Here is a 17,879-nt window from a genome sequence, read left to right on the forward strand (position 1 = left end):
ATACCCTTGCCGGCCCGGAGAGGAACGCAGATGCCCGACCATGTGATGCCACCCGCGGCCCCGACTCCGTCCCCCGTCCCCCCGCCCCAGCCCACACCCGGCGCAGGGCCGGACGGCATGCGGGCCGTGTTGCTGGCCGAGGCGGAGGCCGCGCTCGCCCGCCTGGCCCCCGGACTGCCGGAGACGGCCCGCGTCCTGCTCCGCGTTCTCGGCGCCGCGATTCCGCTCGCCGAACTGGCCGGAATGGCGCCCGAGGCGCTGGCCGGGCAGGCCGCCTCCCTCCACGCCCTGGCCGAGACCCGCCGCCGCGGCGAATCGAAGCTTCGCCTATCCCCGCCCGGCGCCGACGGCCGCACGGCGGGCGCGGTGGCCGAGATCGTCACCGACGACATGCCCTTCCTGGTGGACAGCGCCCTGGCCGCGCTCACCCTCTCCGGCCGCGGCGTGCGGCGACTGCTGCACCCTATCCTGGGCGTCGCGCGCGACGCCTCCGGCCGGATGACCGGCCTCGGCCCGGCCGTGCCCGGCAACGCGAACGAGAGCATGATGCGGATCGAGATCGCCCCCGGCGCGGTCCGCCGCCTGGGCGCCGGGGCCCCGCCCGCCGCCGACTGGCCGGGGGTGGAGACCGCCCTGGCGCAGGCCATGGCCGAGGTGCGGATCGCCGTGTCGGATCATGCGGCCATGGTCACCCGCCTGCGGGAGGCAGAGGCCGAGCTGGCCGGCGCCGCGGAGGGCACGGAGGCCATCGCCTTCCTGCGTTGGCTGGCCGAGGACAACTTCGTCCTGCTCGGCCACCGCCTGATCCGCCTGCCCGAGACCGGCCCGATGACGGCCGAGGACGGGCTCGGCCTTCTGCGCGATCCCGAGGTGGCGGTGTTCGACGCGCTGCGCGACCTCTCGGCCGTGCCCGAGGCCGTGCGCGCCTCCCTCGCCCAGCCGGTCGCGCTGACGGTCGCTAAGGGCAATCTTCGCGTTCGCGTCCACCGCCCCAGCCATGCCGATGTGGTGGCCACCCGCATCCTGGCCCCGGACGGGCGGGTGACGGGGGTGCGGCTGTTCATGGGGCTGTTCGCGGCCACCGCCTACAACCGCAACCCGCGCTCCATCCCCTGGCTAGCCCCGAAGGTGAGCCGCATCCTCGCCGCCTCCGGCGCGGCGCCGGACAGCCACGATTCTCGCACCTTCCTGTCCCTGCTGGACACCTGGCCGCGCGACGAGCTGTTCCAGGCGGAGGAGGCCGACATCCTGGCCGGCGCCCGGGTGGCGTTGGACCTCGCCATCCGCCCCCGCCCGGCCCTGGCGCTCAGGCGGGACCCCTTCGGCCGCTTCGTCTCCGCCATTGCCTGGCTGCCGCGCGAGAGCTTCGACACCCGCCTGCGCGAGCGGGTGGGGCGCATCCTCGCCGCCGCCTTCAACGGCCGTCTCTCCGCCTTCTACATTGCGCTTGGCGACACCCCGCTGGCCCGCGTGCACTATGTGATCGGCACGCGGCCGGAGACGACGCCCGAGGTGGATGTCGCGGCGCTGGAAACCGCCATTGCCCGCGCCGCCCGCGCCTTCCCCGAAGCCCTGGCCGAAGCGCTGGCGGAGGAGGCCGGGGAGGCTGAGGGCGCCCGCCTGGCCGCACGCTGGGCCGATGCCTTCCACGGCGCCTATCCGGAGGTGGCGACACCCGCCCAGGGCGTGGCCGACCTGCGGCTCGCCGAGGCCGCCCTGGCCGCCGGCCATCCCGTTGCCGCCATCGGCCGCACCCCCGGAGCCGGCCCGCGCCAGCTGGTGCTGCGCCTCGCCTCCCCGGGCAACAAGCTGGCCCTGGCCGATATGCTGCCCCTGTTCGAGAGCCTGGACCTCCGCGCGATCGAGGAGCAGCCCTGGCGCCTGCACCCCGCCGGCGCCGAGCCTGTGGCGTTGCACCTCTATGCCGTGGAAGCAGGCGCCGAGGCGCCCGACGATCGCTTCGACGAGCTGCTGGGCGCGCTCTCCGCCCTGCTCGACGGGCGGGTGGAGGCGGATGGCTTCAACCGCCTCGTTCTCCGCGCCGGCATCACCTGGCGCGAGGCCTGGCTGCTGCGCACTCTGTTCCGCTGGTGCAAGCAGGTCGGCTTCGCCTTCCCGCAGCCGGCGGTGGAGGCCGCGCTGGCCGCGAACCCGGATGCCGCGCGCATCCTCGTCGCCCTGTTCAACGCCCGCTTCGACCCGGCAGCCACCGAGCGCGACGCCGCCGAATCCCGCGCCCTGGCCGAATGGGCCGCGCTGCTGGAAGGCGTGGCAGACCCCGACACGGACCGCATCCTGTCACGCCTTCGCACCGCGCTGGATGCGGTGATCCGCACCAACTACTTCCAGGGCAAGGACTACCTCTCGATCAAGATCGAGAGCGCGCGCGCCGGCGAGATGCCCGATCCGCGCCCGTGGCGCGAGATCTTCGTCTCGGCCATGCATATGGAAGGTTGCCACCTGCGCGCCGGCGCCGTCGCGCGCGGCGGCATCCGCTGGTCCGACCGGCGGGAGGACTTCCGCACGGAGATCCTGGGCCTGATGAAGGCGCAGCGGCTGAAGAACGTCATCATCGTGCCGACCGGTGCGAAGGGCGGCTTCATCCTTAAGGGCAATGTGCCCCCGGCGAGCGACCGCGAGGCCTTCATGGCCGCCGGCACCGCCGCCTACAAAACCCTTATCCGCGCCATGCTGGACGTGACCGACAACCTGGGCGCCGACGGCTCCGTGGTGCCGCCGCCCGATGTCATCCGCCGCGATGGCGACGATCCCTACATCGTCGCCGCGGCCGATAAGGGCACAGCCACCTTCTCCGACGTCGCGAACGCGCTTTCCATCGAGTACGGCTTCTGGCTGGGCGACGCCTTCGCTTCTGGCGGTTCCGCCGGCTACGACCACAAGGAGATGGGCATCACCGCCAAGGGCGCTTGGGTGATGATTGCACGCCACTTCGCGGAGCAGGGGCTGGACATCCAGGCCGATCCCTTCACCTGCGTCGGCGTCGGCGACATGTCCGGTGATGTCTTCGGCAACGGCCTGCTCATCTCGCGCAGGACGCGACTGCTGGCCGCCTTCGACCACCGCCACATCTTCCTCGACCCCGATCCGAACGCGGAGACCGCCTTCGACGAGCGCGAGCGCCTGTTCAAGCTGCCGCGTTCCTCCTGGGCGGATTACGACGTGCGGCTGGTGAGCGAGGGCGGCGGCGTGTTCCCGCGCAACGCGAAGTTCATCCCGCTCTCGCCCCAGGCCCGCGCGATGCTGGGCATCGCCGAGGAGCGCGCGGAGCCCAATGCCGTGATGCGCGCCATCCTCAAGGCGCAGGTCGATCTCCTCTACTTCGGCGGCATCGGCACCTATGTGAAGGCGAGCACGGAATCCCAGGCCGAGGCCGGGGATCGCGCGAACGACGCGCTGCGCGTCGATGGCGGGGAAATCCGCGCGCGCGTGCTGGGGGAGGGCGCCAACCTCGCCATCACCCAGGCCGGCCGCATCGAGGCGGCGCGCGCCGGCAACAATGGCAGGGGCGTCGCGCTCGACACCGATGCGCTCGACAACTCCGCCGGCGTCAGCACCTCGGACCACGAGGTGAACATCAAGATCCTGCTCGCCGAGGCCGAGCGCGCCGGTCGCCTCACCCGCCTCCAGCGCGACGACCTGCTGCAATCCATGACCGACGAGGTCGCGGCCCTCGTGCTGGCCGACAACGCCGCCCAGTTCGGTGCGCTGTCGCTGGAACAGGCGGCCGGCGCCGAGGCCTTACCCGCGCAAGCCGGGCTGATCACCCGGCTCGAGGCTGCGGGGCTGCTGGACCGCGCCGTGCTCGGCCTGCCTTCCGCTGCCCGCATGGCCGAGCGCATCGGCACGGGTGACGCGCTGACGCGGCCGGAGATCGCGGCGCTGCTGCCGGTGGCCAAGCTCTGGCTGACGGACGCGATCGAGGATTCCGCCCTGGCGGATGATCCGGCTTTCCTGCCGCTGCTGCACAGCTACTTCCCGCGCCCGCTGCAGGAGCGCTTCGCCGACCTGATCGAGACGCATCGCCTGCGCCGCAACCTGATCGCCACCATGCTGGCGAACCGGGCCGCCAACCGCCTCGGCCCGGCCGGGCTGGCGCGGCTGGCCGGGCAGGGGGATGCGGCTTCGGTGGCGCGCGCAGCCTGGCTGGCGGAGCGCCTCTTCGGCCTGGACGAGGCCGCGGACTCGCTGGACGGCACCAACTTGCCCCCGGAAACCCGTCGCGCCGCGCTTCTGGTACTCCGCCGCCTGCATGAGGACGCCGCGCGTTCCCTGCTGGACGACGCCACCGGCACGATGACCGAGGATTCCACCCGCGCGCCCTCCGGCGGCACTGCCCCGCTCGGCGAAGCCGAGTCCCTGCTCCGCCCTGGCGTCTCCGCCCTCATCGCGGCCATGCCGACGCCCGAGGGCAGCCCGCTGCCCGAGACCGCCGCGCGGCTGGTAGAGGGGGCACCTGCCCTCTCCGCCGCGATCGGCATCGTGCGTCTGGCGGCCGTCGCCGGGGTGCAGCCCGCCGAGGCCGCCGCTGCCTGGGATGCGGCCGGCCGCGATTTCGGGTTGGAAGCGCTGCGCGCCGCCGCCCGCGCCGCCCCTGCCCCGGGCGCCTTCGGCCCACGCGCCAAGGCCGGCCTGCTGGAGGACCTGACGGCCTTCCAGGCCCGCATCGCCCGCGCCGCGCTCTCCGGCACCGCCCCGAAGCCGCCCGAGGAGGCCGTCCGCCTCGCCCGGGAAGCCGCGGGGCAGCGCGAGCTGGCCGCCGTGTCCGTGGCGCTGCGCGCTCTGGAACGGGCGTGAGCGCGGGCGGGGCGACGGCATGAACCGCCGCGAATTCGCATGGTCCCTCTATGACTGGGCCAACAGCGCCTTCCCCACGGTGGTGACCACCTTCGTCATCGCCACCTGGTTCACCCAGGGCCTGGCGCCCGACCCCGCGACGGGCCAGGCGCAATGGGGATGGATGCAGACCCTGGCGGGAGTCTCCATCGCCCTGCTCTCGCCCGTGCTCGGCGCCGTGGCCGATGCTGGCGGGCGGCGCCGGCTGATGCTGGGCCTGTGCACCCTGGCCACGGCGGGCTTCACCGCGGCCATCTGGGCCGCCCACCCCAACCCGGACTGGTCGCTCTATCTTCTGGCCTGCGTCGGGCTGGCGACGGTGGCCTTCGAGGTGGGCACAGTCTTCTACAACGCCATGCTGCCGGATGTGACGACCGAGAGCCGGATGGGCCGCCTCTCGGGCTTGGCCTGGGGGATGGGCTATGCGGGCGGGCTCGCCTGCCTGCTGATCTGCCTTTTTGTCTTGATCCAGCCCGATCCGCCGCCCTTTGGGCTGGACCGCGCGGCGGGCGAGCCGATCCGCGCCGCAGCACTTCTAGTAGGCCTGTGGATCCTGGCCTTCGGCTGGCCGGTGCTGGCGGTGCTGCGCGACCGGCCCGGGCCGAAGCCCGGCTGGGGGGCGGCGGCAAAGGCGGGGTTGCAGGAGGTCGGCACCGTTCTGCGCGGCCTGCCCGCGCGCCCGAACATGCTGCGCTTCCTGATCGCGCGGCTGTTCTACACGGACGGCATCAACACCCTCTTCGCCTTCGGCGCCATCTTTGCGGCCGGCGTGCACGGGCTGAGCTTCCAGCAGGTGCTGATGTTCGGCATTGCCATGAACGTCTCCGCCGGGCTCGGTGCCGCGCTGGGCGGGTTGGTGGAGGACCGCGTCGGCTCCCGCCGGATGGTGCTGGTCTCGCTCTGGGCCCTGGTGGTGATCGGGGTGGCGCTGGTACTGGTGGAGAGCACGGCGATGTTCTGGGTGCTGGCGCTCGTGCTCGGCCTGTTCTTCGGCCCGGCACAGGCGGCGTCCCGCACGCTGATGGCGCGGCTGGCACCTCCGGGGGAGATCGCCGCGCATTTCGGGTTGTTCGCCCTGTCCGGCCGCATCACCGGCTTCCTCGGCCCGGCCGTCCTCGCCGCGGTGACGCAATTCAGCGGCAGCCAGCGCGCCGGCATCGCCACCACCGCCGCCTTCATGGCGGTGGGTGCGATGCTGCTGGCGGGGGTGCGGGAGGAGCGGCGCTAGTAGGGCCGCCGCCGCGCCGACCACACCAGCGGCGCCACCGACAGGATGATTCCGGAGACGAGCGCCCCGATGGACAGCAGCCCGGTCGGGGTCACGCGCACCTCCGCCTGAAGGTGCACGTGCTGGCCGAAGCGCAGGTCCACGCTCGCGCTCTGCCTTGATGCGACGTCCTCGGCCAAGCCGTGCCTCCTCTTCTCAGGTCCGCCCCAACAACGCAGGGAGCGGGCCGGGTTTTGCGGCCCCGGACGCGCCCCTTCCTCCGGCCGGAAAGGCCGGTCTATGGTGGGCGCAAGGAAAACGATCCAAGGAGTTCGGATGATGGGTGGAATCCCACGCCGTGGCGTGTTCGCGGCCGGGCTGGTGCTGGCAGCACCCCGAATTCTGCGTGCCCAGACGGCGCAGCAGCTTGCCATCGGCACCGGCACCACGGGCGGCGTGTACTACCCGCTGGGTGGTGCGCTCGCGAACCTCATCTCCCGCCAGATCCCGGGCATGTCGGCCACTGTGGAGGTGACGGGCGGCTCGGTGGGCAATCTCCAGCTTCTCGGCGCCGATCGCGTCGGCCTCATCTTCACCCAGGTGGATGCGGCCGTGGATGCGGTACGCGGCAATGACCGCTTCCGCGGCCGCCCCGTGCCCGCCCGCGCCATCGCGGTGATCTACACCAACCGCATGCAGGCGGTGACGACGGTGGCCACCGGCATCAAGGGCATCCCCGATCTGCGCGGCAAGCGCATTTCCACCGGCGCGCCCGGCTCGGCAACCGAGGTGATGGCGCTGCGGCTGCTCGAGGCCGCGGGCCTCGACCCCGCGAAGGACTTCCGCGCGCGCGAGCGGTTGTCTCCGGCGGAATCCACCAACGCGGTGAAGGACGGCAAGCTTGACGCCTACTTCTTCGTCTCGGGCGTCCCCACCAGCGCGATCACCGATCTGGGCGCGAGCCCCGGTGTGCAGCTGCAGATGATCGACCACGATACCTACACGGCGAAGATCGTGGAGAAGTACGGGCCGGTCTATTTCAACGAGGTGATCCCGGCCGGCACCTATCCCGGCCAGTCCGCCGACAACAAGCAGATGTCGGTCGCCAACGTGCTCGCGGTGCGTGAGGACATGCCGGCCGAGATGGTCACGCGGCTGATCCGCCTGACCTGGGAGGGCCGCGAGGACCTGGCCCGCACCCATGCCGAGGCGCGCAACTTCAAGCTCGAGGGCCAGAAGACCGCCGCCGCCGGAATTCCCTGGCACCCCGCTGCCGAAGCTTTCTGGCGCCAGACCGGGGCGCAACTCGGCTGATGCCGCGCGAGGGAATCGGGACGCCTTCCGACGGGCCAGCCGGCGCGGCGCCGCTGCCGGAGCCGGGCATCGGCGCGAGCCTGCCGCCCGAGGTGGTGCCGGGCTCGCTCGATGCCGCGACCACCGCGCGGGTCGAGGCGCTGATTGAGGAGGAGGAGGGCGCCCAGAACCGGTTCCGCGGCGTCCTCGCCGGGATCGGCACGGCGATGGCGCTGGCGATGAGCCTGTTCCATCTCTGGGCCGCCTGGGACATCGTGCCCACCACCACGCTGCGGTTCGTGCATGTGGGTTTCGCCCTCGCGCTCGGCTTTTTCCTGTTCCCCGTTTCCCGCCGCTTCCGCCACCGCTTCATGCCGTGGGATGCAGTGCTGATCGCGGTCGGCCTCTACGTCATCTGGTACCTGATCTCGGGCGGCGACGACCTGCAGGATCGCGTCATCTTCCCCGAGCCGATGGACCTCGTCGTCGGCTGGATCCTCGTCGCCCTGGTGCTGGAGGTGACGCGGCGCACGACGGGCTGGATCATGCCCGTGGTCGCGATCGCCTTCATCGCCTACGCCTTTTTCGGCAACCACCTGCCAGCACCCTGGACGCACAGGGGCTATGACTCAGAACGGCTGATCCCGCATCTCGCGGTGGGGCTGGACGGCATCTTCGGCACGGCGGTCGATGTCTCGGCGACGCTCATCATCCTGTTCACCATCTACGGCGCCATCCTGCAGCTTTCGGGTGCGGGCAAGTTCTTCGTGGACTTCTCCTTCTCAGTGATGGGCGGCAAGGCGAGCTCCGCCGGGCGTACAGTGGTGCTCTCCTCCTTCCTGCTGGGCGGGCCCTCGGGCTCGGGCGTCGCCACCACCGTCACGCTCGGCACGGTGGCCTGGCCGATGATGAAGAAGGTGGGCTACCGCGCCGCCGATGCGGGCGGGCTGCTCGCGGCCGGCGGGCTGGGCGCCATCATCTCGCCGCCCGTGCTGGGCGCCGCGGCCTTCCTGATCGCCGAGTATCTGAAGATCGGCTACCTCGAAGTGCTGCGGATGGCGATCATCCCCACCTGCCTCTACTACGCGTCGCTGCTCTTCATGGTGGAGCTGGACCAGCGTCGTCTGGGCGCCGCGGGCAAGGCGGTGGAGGTGCCCTCCGCTACTCCGGCGCGCGAGCTGGTGAAGAAGTACGGCTTCCACTTCTCCTCCCTGGTCGCGATTATCGTCTTCATGGTGCTGGGCTACTCCTCCACCCTCGCGGTGCTCTACGCGATGGCGGTGGCGGTGGTGCTGTCCTTCATTCGGCCGGAGACGGCGCTATTCCCGCGCAAGCTGGTCGAGGCGCTGGCGATCGGCGCTATCCAGTCGGTCGGCATTGCCGCCACCTGCGCCTGCGCGGGCATCATCGTCGGCGTCATCACGCTGACGGGGCTGGGGCTGAAATTCTCCGACATTGCCATCCAGGCGGCGAACGGATCGGTGCTCGGCACGGCGCTGTTCACGGGGCTGATCGTCTGGGTGATCGGCCTCGCGGTGCCGGTGACGGCCAGCTACATCATCTGCGCCGTGGTGGCCGCGCCCGCGCTGATGAAACTCGGCGTGCCCGATTACGCCGCGCATATGTTCGTCTTCTACTACGCGGTGCTGTCAGAGGTCTCCCCGCCCACCGCCCTCTCGCCCTTCGCAGCGGCGGCTATCACCGGGGCAGGGCCGTATTCGACCACACTGCAGGCCTGGAAATACACCCTCCCGGCCTTCGTGCTGCCCTTCGTCTTCGTCACCGATCCCGAGGGCGTGGGCCTGCTGCTATCCCTCACGCCCCAGATGACCTGGCTCGACGTGGTCTGGCAGATCCTTCTGGCGACCGCAGGTCTCGCGGCACTGGCGGCGGCCTGCCAGGGCTTCTTCCTGCGGGCGCTGAACGGGCTGGAGCGCGTGGGCTTTACCCTGGCAGGGCTGCTGCTGGTGTTCCCCGCGCTGCTGGAGGGGGCCTTGCCCTGGCTGCCAGCGCCGCACTGGATCGGCATGGCGCTTGGGGCTGCTCTGCTGGCCTGGCAGGGCCGGGGGCGGGCGGTGGCCTGACATCCTCCGTTCGGTCTGTCCGGAGGGGAGGGAGAAGGAATTCTTCCTCCCTCCCGACCTTACTTCATCATCCTTGTTTGCGTGTTGGAGCGCTGGACCGACGTTGCGCCTCGGGTTCCTGGCAAGAGGCCTAAAAAGATTGGCGCTCTCTCCGGTTCCGGAACTGCGGAACGCTCCCGGCTACATATTCTGTCGGGTGATGAAGGCCATGGCGATGTTGTCCTTGTACTTGGCCTGGGACATGGATTTCTGGATCGCCCCGTTCGTATGCGCGTTGGCGATGTTCACGCCCACATGTGGCATGGTGATCAGCGGCCCGACATGGCGTCCCGGCGCGCGGCTCACGGGATCCCAGTTGATCCGCATGTTCACGCCCTTCTTGAACTTCCAGAGGTCGGTCTTCCCAGCGAGGGCGCGCCCGGCCGGCGGCGCGTTGTAGGTGATGAAGGGCATGTCGCACTCCACGCCGACCACCTGCGCCAGGAACCCACCGAGGGAGTGACCGGTCACCAGGATGAACGCCTTCGGGTATTGCCACTGCAGCCGCTTGGCATAGGCGATGCAGTCGCTGGCCCGGTCGACCGTCATGTTAAGGCCGATCTGCAGGTCGTCGACCTTCCAGTCCTTGCCGCCCTTGGAGCCACGGAAGGCGAGGAGGTACTGGTTGTCGCCCTGGTTGAACTTGTAGATTCCCGCTGACCCGCCGCCGGCGTCGCCCTCTGTTTTCCAGCCCAGCCGGTTGTCGTTCTTCGGGTCGAAGAACCCCCCGAGCAGGGTGTAGCCCTCAAAATCGTTGTTTTTATAGATGGCGTTTGCGGCCTGCGACGTGTGCTGAACGGTCATGTGCGCCACGACTTAGTTTCCCCCGGAGCCGGTTTGTTCCGGCAAAGGGTGAAAAGCTAAATTTCGTCGTCGCAACTGTCTAGCTGCGCTGCATGGCGATCTTGCCGGCACTGGCCGGTGTGACCGCATCCGCCACGAACACCCGGACCAGGAGGGGTTGAGGCAGAACCCGTCTCACGGGCCCTGCACTCCCCACCCCCGGCCGCTGCCCACGGCAGGCCCCGCTTAAGAGCCGGGAGGCGCGGCCCCCGTCACAGGCTCACATCACGGTCGGCGGCATTCCGCCGGGGCCCGGCCCGATCGGCGGAATATCCGGCCCGATCGGGTCGTTGTCCGGCCCGATGGGATCGATCACCGGAAACTCCGGCCCGGGTGCCGGGGGCGGGGAGATCGGCTCCGGAGGCGTGGTCTCCGGACCTGGGCCGGGCCCAGGGGCCGGCGAGGGGTCGGGCGGCACGATCTCAGGACTGTCGGACATGGTGTATCTCCTCTTCTCCCGTCATGAACGCCCGAGGCCGGCGGTTGTTCGGCGACGGCTCTCGACTCCCCCCACGCCCGCCGCTAAGGCGCCGCCCATGGCCCTTGCCCCTTCCCTGACCGGCGCCCTTGACCGCCTGCCAGAGACGCGGCGCCCCCGCCTTTGGCTCTCCCTCCTCTGCCTGCTGCTCTGGACGCCGGGCCTCTTCTCCCTGCCGGCCGGGGACCGCGACGAGGCGCGCTTCGCCCAGGCCAGCCGTCAGATGGTAGAGACCGGCGATTACGTTCGAATTCGCAACGGAGAGGTGGAGCGCAACAAGAAGCCGGTGGGCATCCACTGGGCCCAGGCCGGCATCGTCCACACGCTGGAGGCAGCCGGCCTGCCCGCGCGCCGCTGGATCGGCAGCTACCGTCTCGCTTCCGCGCTGGGCGCCTGGCTGGCGGTGCTGGCCACCTTCTCCTTCGGCCGCGCGCTGGTCGGAAGACGCGCCGCCTTTCTCGCTGCCGCGCTGCTCGCCGCCGCCCTGCTGCTGCTGGTCGAGACCCATATCGCAAAGACTGATGCCGCTCTGCTGGCCAGCATCGTCGCGGCCATGGGGCTGATGGGGCGCGCCTATCTCACTCCGGCCGCCTTCGGACCGCGCGCCGCGCTCGGCTTCTGGCTCGCCCTTGGCGCCGGGGTGCTCTTGAAGGGCCCGATCGCGCCGATGGTGCCATTGCTGGCCGGGCTCACCCTTTTCGTCGCGGATCGCGGATGGCGGGGTGCACCCTGGCTACGCGCGCTGCGACCGATCTGGGGCGTGCCCTTGATGATCGCCTGCGCGCTGCCCTGGCTGGTCGCCATCGGCATCGCCACCGAAGGCCGCTTCTTCGCCCAGGCGCTGGGCGACGACATGCTGAACAAGGTGGGCTCTGGGGAGGAAGCCCATTGGGGGCCGCCCGGCTACTACCTGCTCACCTTCGGCATCGCGGCCTTTCCCGGCGCCTTCCTTGTCCTGCGTGGCCTGCCCTGGGCCTGGGAGGCGCGGATGCGGCCGGGCACACGCTACCTTCTCGCCTGGGCCGCGCCGACCTGGCTGCTGTTCGAGGCAGTGGCGACGAAGCTGCCGCACTACGTCCTGCCCGCCTATCCCGCGCTGCTGCTGCTCGGCGCCGCCTGGGCCTGCGACCCCCTCCGCAAACCCGCGCCGCGCTGGCTGGCCTGGCTCGGCTGGCTGGCGCTGTTCGGCACCGCCATTGGCCTCGCCATCGGCGCCGTAGCCCTGCCCATCGCCGCGGACGGGCGGATCGCCCTCATCGGCCTGCTCGCCCCACTCGCCGCCGCGCTCCTGCTCTGGGCGGTTGTCCATGCCGCGCGGGCCGGGGACTGGCCGCGCGCCGGTCTCTCCGCCGCTCTCCTCGCCGTCCCGCTCTACGCTGTGGTGCTCGGCGGGGTGCTGCCCAACCTGACCGCGCCCTGGGTCTCTCCCCGCGTCGCCGCTCTGCTGCGGGCCGAGGGTGTGCCGGCCGACCGCTTCGGCATTGCCGGCTTCCACGAGCCCTCTCTCGTCTTCGAGGCCGGCACCGCCACCCGTCTCCTCACCGACGGCACCGAGGCAGCCCGGTACCTGGCCACCGCCCCGGATCGGGTGGTGGCCGTGGAGGGCCGCGAGGTCCCGCGCTTCGAGGCCGAGGCCTCCACAACCGGCCTGCGCGCCCGCGCGGTCGGCCGGGTGGAAGGCTTCAACTATGTCCGTGGCCGCCGCGTGGTCATCACCCTCTTCCGGGCCGGCTGACCATGCTACAGACGATCGCCGACTTCATGGCGGCCACCGGCGTCGCCGGCATCTTCCTGCTGATGTTGGCGGAGAACATTTTTCCGCCCATCCCCTCCGAAGCCATCATGCCCGTGGCCGGCTTCGCCGCCGCCCAAGGCCAGCTCAATCCTTTGGCCGTGTTCCTGGCCGGCACCGCCGGCGCCATCCTGGGCAATGCTATCTGGTACGAGGCAGCCCGCGCCGTCGGCCAGGCCCGCGTCGAGCACTTCGCCGACCGCTACGGCCGCTATGTCGGCATCATCGGCCAGGACGTGCGCGACGCCTCGGCCCTGCTGGTGCGCTGGGGCGTCTGGGCCGTGCTGGTCTGCCGTTGCCTGCCCGGGCCACGCACCCTCATCTCCGTGCCGGCCGGCATCGCGCGCATGGGCCGACCATCCTTCTATCTCGCCACCATCATCGGAACCGCCGCCTGGACCGGGTTCCTGATGACCGCGGGATGGCTGCTGCAAGGGCAGTGGGAACGGATCGGGCACTGGATGGAGCCGCTGGCCATCGCCGTCGTTGCGGCGGCTGTGCTGACCTATGCGTGGCATCTGTGGCGGACACGGGGACGGTGGAAACAGGGCGCGGGTGACCCCGGGTGAGGCCTTTACCGTCTCGGTGCGACCCGTTCACCGTCCCTGGAAAACCGGCTTCCGCCGCTCGTTGAAGGCCGCTACGGCCTCGCGGAAATCTGCGCTGCGCGGAAAGTCGTCCAGCTCCGCCTCATCGGCCGCCGTGATCGGCAACGGCCCGCGCAGGGCGCGAAGCGCGCGCTTGTGAAAGCGGTTGGCCAGCGGCGCGCCTTCCGCGATGCGCGCGGCCAGCGCCAGTGCCTCCGCCTGAACCTGATCGTCCGTGACGAGCCGGGTCAGCAGGCGGCGGGCAAGTGCCTCCTCGCCGGAATAGGTGCGGCCTTCCACCAGCATCTCCATCGCCACGGCCTCGCCTGCGATGCGCAGAAGCGCGTCCAGCCCTTCATGCGGATAGTAGAGGCTGAGGTTCCGCGCCGGGATGCCCATGCGGGTGGAGGGTCCGCCCACGCGGAAGTCGCACATCAGCGCGAGCCCGCAGCCGCCGCCGAGCGCATGGCCCCGCAGCGCCGCCACCACGGGATGCATGCAGCGCTCGATGGAGAGGAAGGCGTTCACCAGCGCCGTGTGGTAGGCGCGTTCGCGTTCCGCCGTGCCGCGTTCCTCGCGGAATGCTGTGACATCCGCGCCGGCGGAGAAGGCGTCCTCGCCGGCGCCACGCAGGATGACGCAGCGCAGGGATTCATCGGCCGAAAGGGAGTCGAAGGTCTCGGACAGCGCCTGCCACATGGGCATGGTCAGCGCGTTGCGCTTCGCCGGGCGATTGATGGTGAGGGTGGCGAGGCCGCCCTCGCGCGTGAGGTGAAGATCGGGGTGGCTCATGGTGCCGGGCAGGGTGCGGGCGCGGGGTTGCCCGGGCAAGCCCCCGTACCCTCATGGAGCAACCGGGCCGCGCCGGGACCGTTCCAACGCCTGACCGCATACCCGGAAGGAGTTCCCGATGGCCGAAGCCAAGACCGAGCACGAGCAGCGCGAGAAGGTCCGCGAGCTGATCAAGGACGTGCAGACCACCGTGATGGTGACGCATGGCGATGACGAGCGGCTGCGCGGGCGGCCGATGGTCGCTGCCGGGCTGGACCCCGATGGCAAGACCCTGTGGTTCTTCTCGGGCAGCGGCACGGAGAAGACCGAGGAGATCGCAAAGAACGACCGCGTCCTTCTGTCCTACTCCGATCCTTCGAAGCAGAACTACGTCTCCGTCTCCGGCAAGGCCCGGGTGGTGCGCGACGTGGCGAAGCAGAAGGAGCTCTGGCAGGAGAGCATGAAGACCTGGTTCCCGGACGGGCCCGAGGATGCTCGCATAGCCCTCATCGCCGTCGAGATGACGGGAGCCGAGTACTGGGATAGCCCGTCCTCCACGCTGCTTCACGCCTATGGCTATGTAAAGGCCACGCTGACGGGCCAGCCGCCGAAGGGTGGCGAGAACGAGCGCGTTTCCTTCTCGGGGGCGTAATAAAAAGGGTTGCTGTGACGGTGGCGGGGCTCCACCCTGTGGAGACCCCGCCCTGCGTGCCCGGAACGCGGGATCCAGGAAGGGTTGAGACCCATCCTGCTCGCGGATGCGGAGACCCCTTTTGCCCATTCCGGCTTCGGAACGCGCGGCTATGCGCCTCGCTTTCCGCCTTGCCCTTCTCGATGCTATTCCGCCGGACGGCAGCATCGCCCAGCGTTGCGCAGCCCTTGAGGTCGCCCGTGACCGCCTGGGCGCCTTCCTGGTTGCAGATGCGAATGCGAATGCCCTTCCGAGCATACTGCACGGCATCCGTGACCGCGCAGTCCTCGCCGCCGCCCTTGAAGGCGGGTTCGAGGAGGCCTGGGCGGTGGTGACCAGCCGGCCCTGGTAGCCCCTTAGGCCTGCTTCAGCTCGATCAGGGAGCGGCGAATCTTCCGGCCTCGGCGGATCCGGTCCTCGATGAACCCTGCCTCGCCCCAGCGGATGGCGCGGCCGAAGGCCTGGGCGTCCTCCGTCAGCCGCGCCAGCATCTCCAGCACGGCCTCGCGGTTGTTCAGGAAGATGTCGCGCCACATGTCCACGTCGCTGGCCGCAATGCGCGTGAAGTCGCGGAAGCCCGAAGCCGCGAATCGCAGCACCGCCTCCCGCGTTTCCTGCGCCAGGTCGTCCGCCGTGCCGCAGATGGTGAAGGCGATGAGATGCGGCAGGTGGGAGACGATGGCGACCACCTTGTCATGCGTCGCCGCATCCATCGTCTCGATCATCGAGCCCGCGCGCTCCCATAGGGCGCGGATCTTGGCCACGGCTTCGGGATCGGCTCCCGGCGGCGGGGTGATGATGCACCAGCGGCCCTTGAACAGCTCGGGGAAGCCGGCATCCGGCCCCGAATGCTCCGTTCCGGCCATGGGATGCGCGGGCACGAGATGCACGCCCTCCGGCAGCAGCGGCAGGAGGTCACGAAGCACGCTGCCCTTTGTGGAACCGACATCGCTCAGGATGCAGCCGGGCGCGAGATGCGGCGCGATATGCGCCATCACCCCCGCATAGGCACCGACGGGCACGCAGAGGATGACAGCATCGCAGCCCGCGACAGCCTTTGCCGCGTCGCCCTCCACCACATCGGCGATGCCGAGCACGCGCACGCGCTCCAACGTGTGCTCGCTGCGCGCGCTGGCCACCAGCTCGCGCGCGATGTCGTCCCGCGCTTGGGCCACTCGCAGCATGGAGGAACCGACGAGGCCCGGACCGATGATGCAGAGACGCTGGAAGAGCGGTGCCTCAGCCACGCGGGAAATCCTGCAATGCGTCGAGCACCATCCCGCACTCCTCCGCATTGCCGATGGTGATGCGCAGGCAGGTCGGCAGCGCGTAGACGGCCACTCCGCGCACGATCAGCCCGCGTGAGCGGAGATGGGCATCGGCGGCCTTCGCGCGGTCCGCGCTGCCGAAATCAACGAGCAGGAAGTTGCCGTGGCTGGGATGCACGGTCAGGCCGAGCGCCTCCATGCCCTGCGTCATCTTCGCGCGCCACTCGGCGTTGTGCGCGACGCTTCTCTTCACCCAGTCCGGCTCAGACAGGGCAGCGATGCCGGCGGCCATGGCGGCCGCGTTCACGTTGAAGGGGCCGCGCACGCGGTTCATCACGTCAATGATGGCGGCCGGCCCGTAGGCCCAACCCAGCCGCATCCCGCCCAGGCCCCAGACCTTGCTGAAGGTGCGGGTCATCACCGTGTTGGAGCCGGCATCCACCAACGCCTGGCCGGGATCGTAATCCGGGTCCTCGACATATTCGGCATAGGCGGAATCGAGGATCAGCAGGATGTCTTCGCGCAGCCCGGAGCGCAGGCGGTTCACCTCGGCCTGCGGCAGCAGCGCGCCGGTCGGGTTGTTCGGGTTGGCCAGGATCACCAGCCGGGTGCGCGGGCCGCAGGCGGCGATCAGCCCGTCCACATCCGCCACCAGGTTCTTCTCGGGCACTTTGATGATGCCGCAACCGGCCCAGCGGCCGGTCAGCTCGTACATCAGGAAGCCATGGGCGGACATGACCAGCTCCGTCCCCTCGCCGCCATAGGCGAGGATCAGCAGCGCCAGGAGTTCATCGGACCCGTTGCCGACCACGATCCGCGCAGGGTCCAGCCCGTGGTGGCGCCCGATCGCCTCGCGCAGCGCGGTCGCGCCGCCATCGGGGTAGCGATGCGCCTCGCGCCCGGCCGCCGCGATCGCCTCGATCGCCGCCGGGGGCGGCCCGAAAGCGCCCTCGTTGGAGGAGAGCTTCACGATCCGGTTCACGCCCGGAACCTTCGATTCACCGCCCACATAGGGCTCGACCGAGAGGATGGAGGGGCGGGGCATCACGGGCATGGGCAGCGTCTCTGTCAGAGGCAGGGGGCGGGGAGGGGTCCGCGTGAGGAGGAAATCAGCCGGTTTCGGCCTCATCCGGTACGGGCGCGGCGTAACCACCGATCGGCGCGGGACGGAGGGCGGAGACGGCGGCGAGCCGGGGGTCGCCTGCTGTGATCAGCCCCTCCACCTCCGCCAGGGCGCGCATCCCATCGGCGGAGAGGATCAGCCGGAGCGGCGGCAGCCCCGCCGCGGCCAGGGTCGAGACCAGCGCATCGCGCGAGGTATTGGGCGCGCGCTCCAGCCGGAGCAGCCCGCGGTCGCCCGGAGTGGCGTCGGCCGCGAAACCCGCTACGACAAGGGCGCTGGGCAGCAGCTGGCCGGGCTGCATCAGGAAGGGCAGGGCGGCGACAACCTGCAGGCGCGGCGCATCCAGGCTGATCCACCAAGCGGCCTCCGGCGGTTCGCCATCGGCCGGCGAAGGCAGAATGGCCACTGAGGCCTCGCCCGCTGAGAGGGCGGCCAGGGCGCGGGAGGGTGTGGCGTGGGTGCGCAGCGGCATGTCCAGGCCGAAATGCCCGCGCGCCAGGGTCTCGGCGCCCGCCATGGTGGCGACCGAGAAGGCCGATTGCAGCCGCAGGGAGGAGGCGATCACCTCTCGCCACAGCCGGGCGATGGTGGCGCGCGGCATCGGCCCGGCATGGCGGGCCAGCAGGCGGCGCAGGATCATCGCCTCCCGACCCGGCCGGAAGCTGGCGCCGCCCATCTTCATGCCCTGGGCCGAGAGCTGGGCGGACAGTCCGGCGCGGCGCATCAGCAGGTCGTGCAGCGCGTCGTCGATCGCGTCGAACTCGGCGCGGGCGGCGGCGAGCGCGGCAGGCTGCACGGCGGCGGGGTCGGAGAGGGCAGGGTCTGGCATGGGGTTCGCCGGGTCTAGCG

At 70.7% G+C, this 17,879-nt stretch carries 15 protein-coding genes; 8 read left to right on the forward strand and 7 right to left on the reverse strand.

Going from position 1 to position 17,879, the window contains the following annotated elements; all coding sequences use genetic code 11:
• Window positions 1-30 precede the first annotated feature (30 nt).
• Window positions 31-4,815, forward strand: coding sequence for an NAD-glutamate dehydrogenase (locus ACVBD7_RS21425; RefSeq protein ID WP_458095262.1), 4,785 nt, complete (start codon window positions 31-33; stop codon window positions 4,813-4,815).
• A gap of 19 nt (window positions 4,816-4,834) precedes the next feature.
• Entirely contained in the window at window positions 4,835-6,082 is a 1,248-nt protein-coding gene (locus ACVBD7_RS21430) for an MFS transporter (RefSeq protein WP_458095263.1), read from the forward strand.
• Here ACVBD7_RS21430 and ACVBD7_RS21435 read toward each other — a convergent pair.
• Entirely contained in the window at window positions 6,079-6,261 is a 183-nt protein-coding gene (locus ACVBD7_RS21435) for a hypothetical protein (protein ID WP_458095264.1), read from the reverse strand. The genes ACVBD7_RS21430 and ACVBD7_RS21435 overlap by 4 nt on opposite strands.
• Before the next feature lie 136 nt (window positions 6,262-6,397).
• Here ACVBD7_RS21435 and ACVBD7_RS21440 point away from each other — a divergent pair, with 136 nt between their 5' ends.
• A complete protein-coding gene (locus ACVBD7_RS21440; protein ID WP_458095265.1) occupies window positions 6,398-7,375 on the forward strand; it encodes a TAXI family TRAP transporter solute-binding subunit in 978 nt (325 codons plus the stop codon).
• Entirely contained in the window at window positions 7,375-9,438 is a 2,064-nt protein-coding gene (locus ACVBD7_RS21445; protein WP_458095266.1) for a TRAP transporter permease, read from the forward strand. Before ACVBD7_RS21440 ends, ACVBD7_RS21445 begins: the two co-directional genes overlap by 1 nt.
• A gap of 180 nt (window positions 9,439-9,618) precedes the next feature.
• Here the strand turns inward: ACVBD7_RS21445 and ACVBD7_RS21450 are convergent, their stop codons facing one another.
• Window positions 9,619-10,281, reverse strand: coding sequence for an Mbeg1-like protein (locus tag ACVBD7_RS21450; protein WP_458097748.1), 663 nt, complete (start codon window positions 10,279-10,281; stop codon window positions 9,619-9,621).
• Window positions 10,282-10,540: 259 nt separating this feature from the next.
• Window positions 10,541-10,759: a hypothetical protein gene (locus ACVBD7_RS21455; RefSeq protein WP_458095267.1), complete on the reverse strand. Its 219-nt coding sequence runs from the start codon at window positions 10,757-10,759 to the stop codon at window positions 10,541-10,543.
• 97 nt (window positions 10,760-10,856) lie between these two features.
• Here ACVBD7_RS21455 and ACVBD7_RS21460 point away from each other — a divergent pair, with 97 nt between their 5' ends.
• Together ACVBD7_RS21460 and ACVBD7_RS21465 are read left to right on the forward strand one after the other, a co-directional pair.
• Complete coding sequence (locus ACVBD7_RS21460) at window positions 10,857-12,533, forward strand: ArnT family glycosyltransferase (RefSeq protein ID WP_458095268.1); 1,677 nt, start codon at window positions 10,857-10,859, stop codon at window positions 12,531-12,533.
• A 2-nt stretch (window positions 12,534-12,535) separates the two neighbouring features.
• The gene (locus ACVBD7_RS21465) at window positions 12,536-13,159 is read left to right on the forward strand and encodes a DedA family protein (protein WP_458095269.1); all 624 of its coding nucleotides are present in this window, start codon (window positions 12,536-12,538) and stop codon (window positions 13,157-13,159) included.
• 27 nt (window positions 13,160-13,186) lie between these two features.
• Here ACVBD7_RS21465 and ACVBD7_RS21470 read toward each other — a convergent pair whose 3' ends face one another.
• Window positions 13,187-14,008 (reverse strand): enoyl-CoA hydratase/isomerase family protein, encoded by an 822-nt coding sequence (locus ACVBD7_RS21470; RefSeq protein WP_458095270.1) that lies wholly within the window; start codon window positions 14,006-14,008, stop codon window positions 13,187-13,189.
• Window positions 14,009-14,087: 79 nt separating this feature from the next.
• Here ACVBD7_RS21470 and ACVBD7_RS21475 point away from each other — a divergent pair, with 79 nt between their 5' ends.
• Together ACVBD7_RS21475 and ACVBD7_RS21480 are read left to right on the forward strand one after the other, a co-directional pair.
• The gene (locus tag ACVBD7_RS21475) at window positions 14,088-14,600 is read left to right on the forward strand and encodes a pyridoxamine 5'-phosphate oxidase family protein (RefSeq protein WP_458095271.1); all 513 of its coding nucleotides are present in this window, start codon (window positions 14,088-14,090) and stop codon (window positions 14,598-14,600) included.
• Window positions 14,601-14,751: 151 nt separating this feature from the next.
• Window positions 14,752-14,991, forward strand: a complete 240-nt coding sequence (locus tag ACVBD7_RS21480; RefSeq protein WP_458095272.1) for a hypothetical protein — start codon at window positions 14,752-14,754, stop codon at window positions 14,989-14,991.
• 4 nt (window positions 14,992-14,995) lie between these two features.
• Here the strand turns inward: ACVBD7_RS21480 and ACVBD7_RS21485 are convergent, their stop codons facing one another.
• The 3 genes from ACVBD7_RS21485 to ACVBD7_RS21495 are packed head-to-tail and all read right to left on the reverse strand — an operon-like array spanning window position 14,996 to window position 17,859.
• Window positions 14,996-15,934 (reverse strand): prephenate/arogenate dehydrogenase family protein, encoded by a 939-nt coding sequence (locus ACVBD7_RS21485; RefSeq protein ID WP_458095273.1) that lies wholly within the window; start codon window positions 15,932-15,934, stop codon window positions 14,996-14,998.
• The gene (gene hisC / locus ACVBD7_RS21490) at window positions 15,879-16,961 is read right to left on the reverse strand and encodes a histidinol-phosphate transaminase (protein WP_458095274.1); all 1,083 of its coding nucleotides are present in this window, start codon (window positions 16,959-16,961) and stop codon (window positions 15,879-15,881) included. Before hisC ends, ACVBD7_RS21485 begins: the two co-directional genes overlap by 56 nt.
• Window positions 16,962-17,016: 55 nt before the next feature.
• The gene (locus ACVBD7_RS21495; protein WP_458095275.1) at window positions 17,017-17,859 is read right to left on the reverse strand and encodes a chorismate mutase; all 843 of its coding nucleotides are present in this window, start codon (window positions 17,857-17,859) and stop codon (window positions 17,017-17,019) included.
• Between the last annotated feature and the right edge of the window lie 20 nt (window positions 17,860-17,879).

The organism is Roseomonas sp. WA12, from assembly GCF_054165765.1.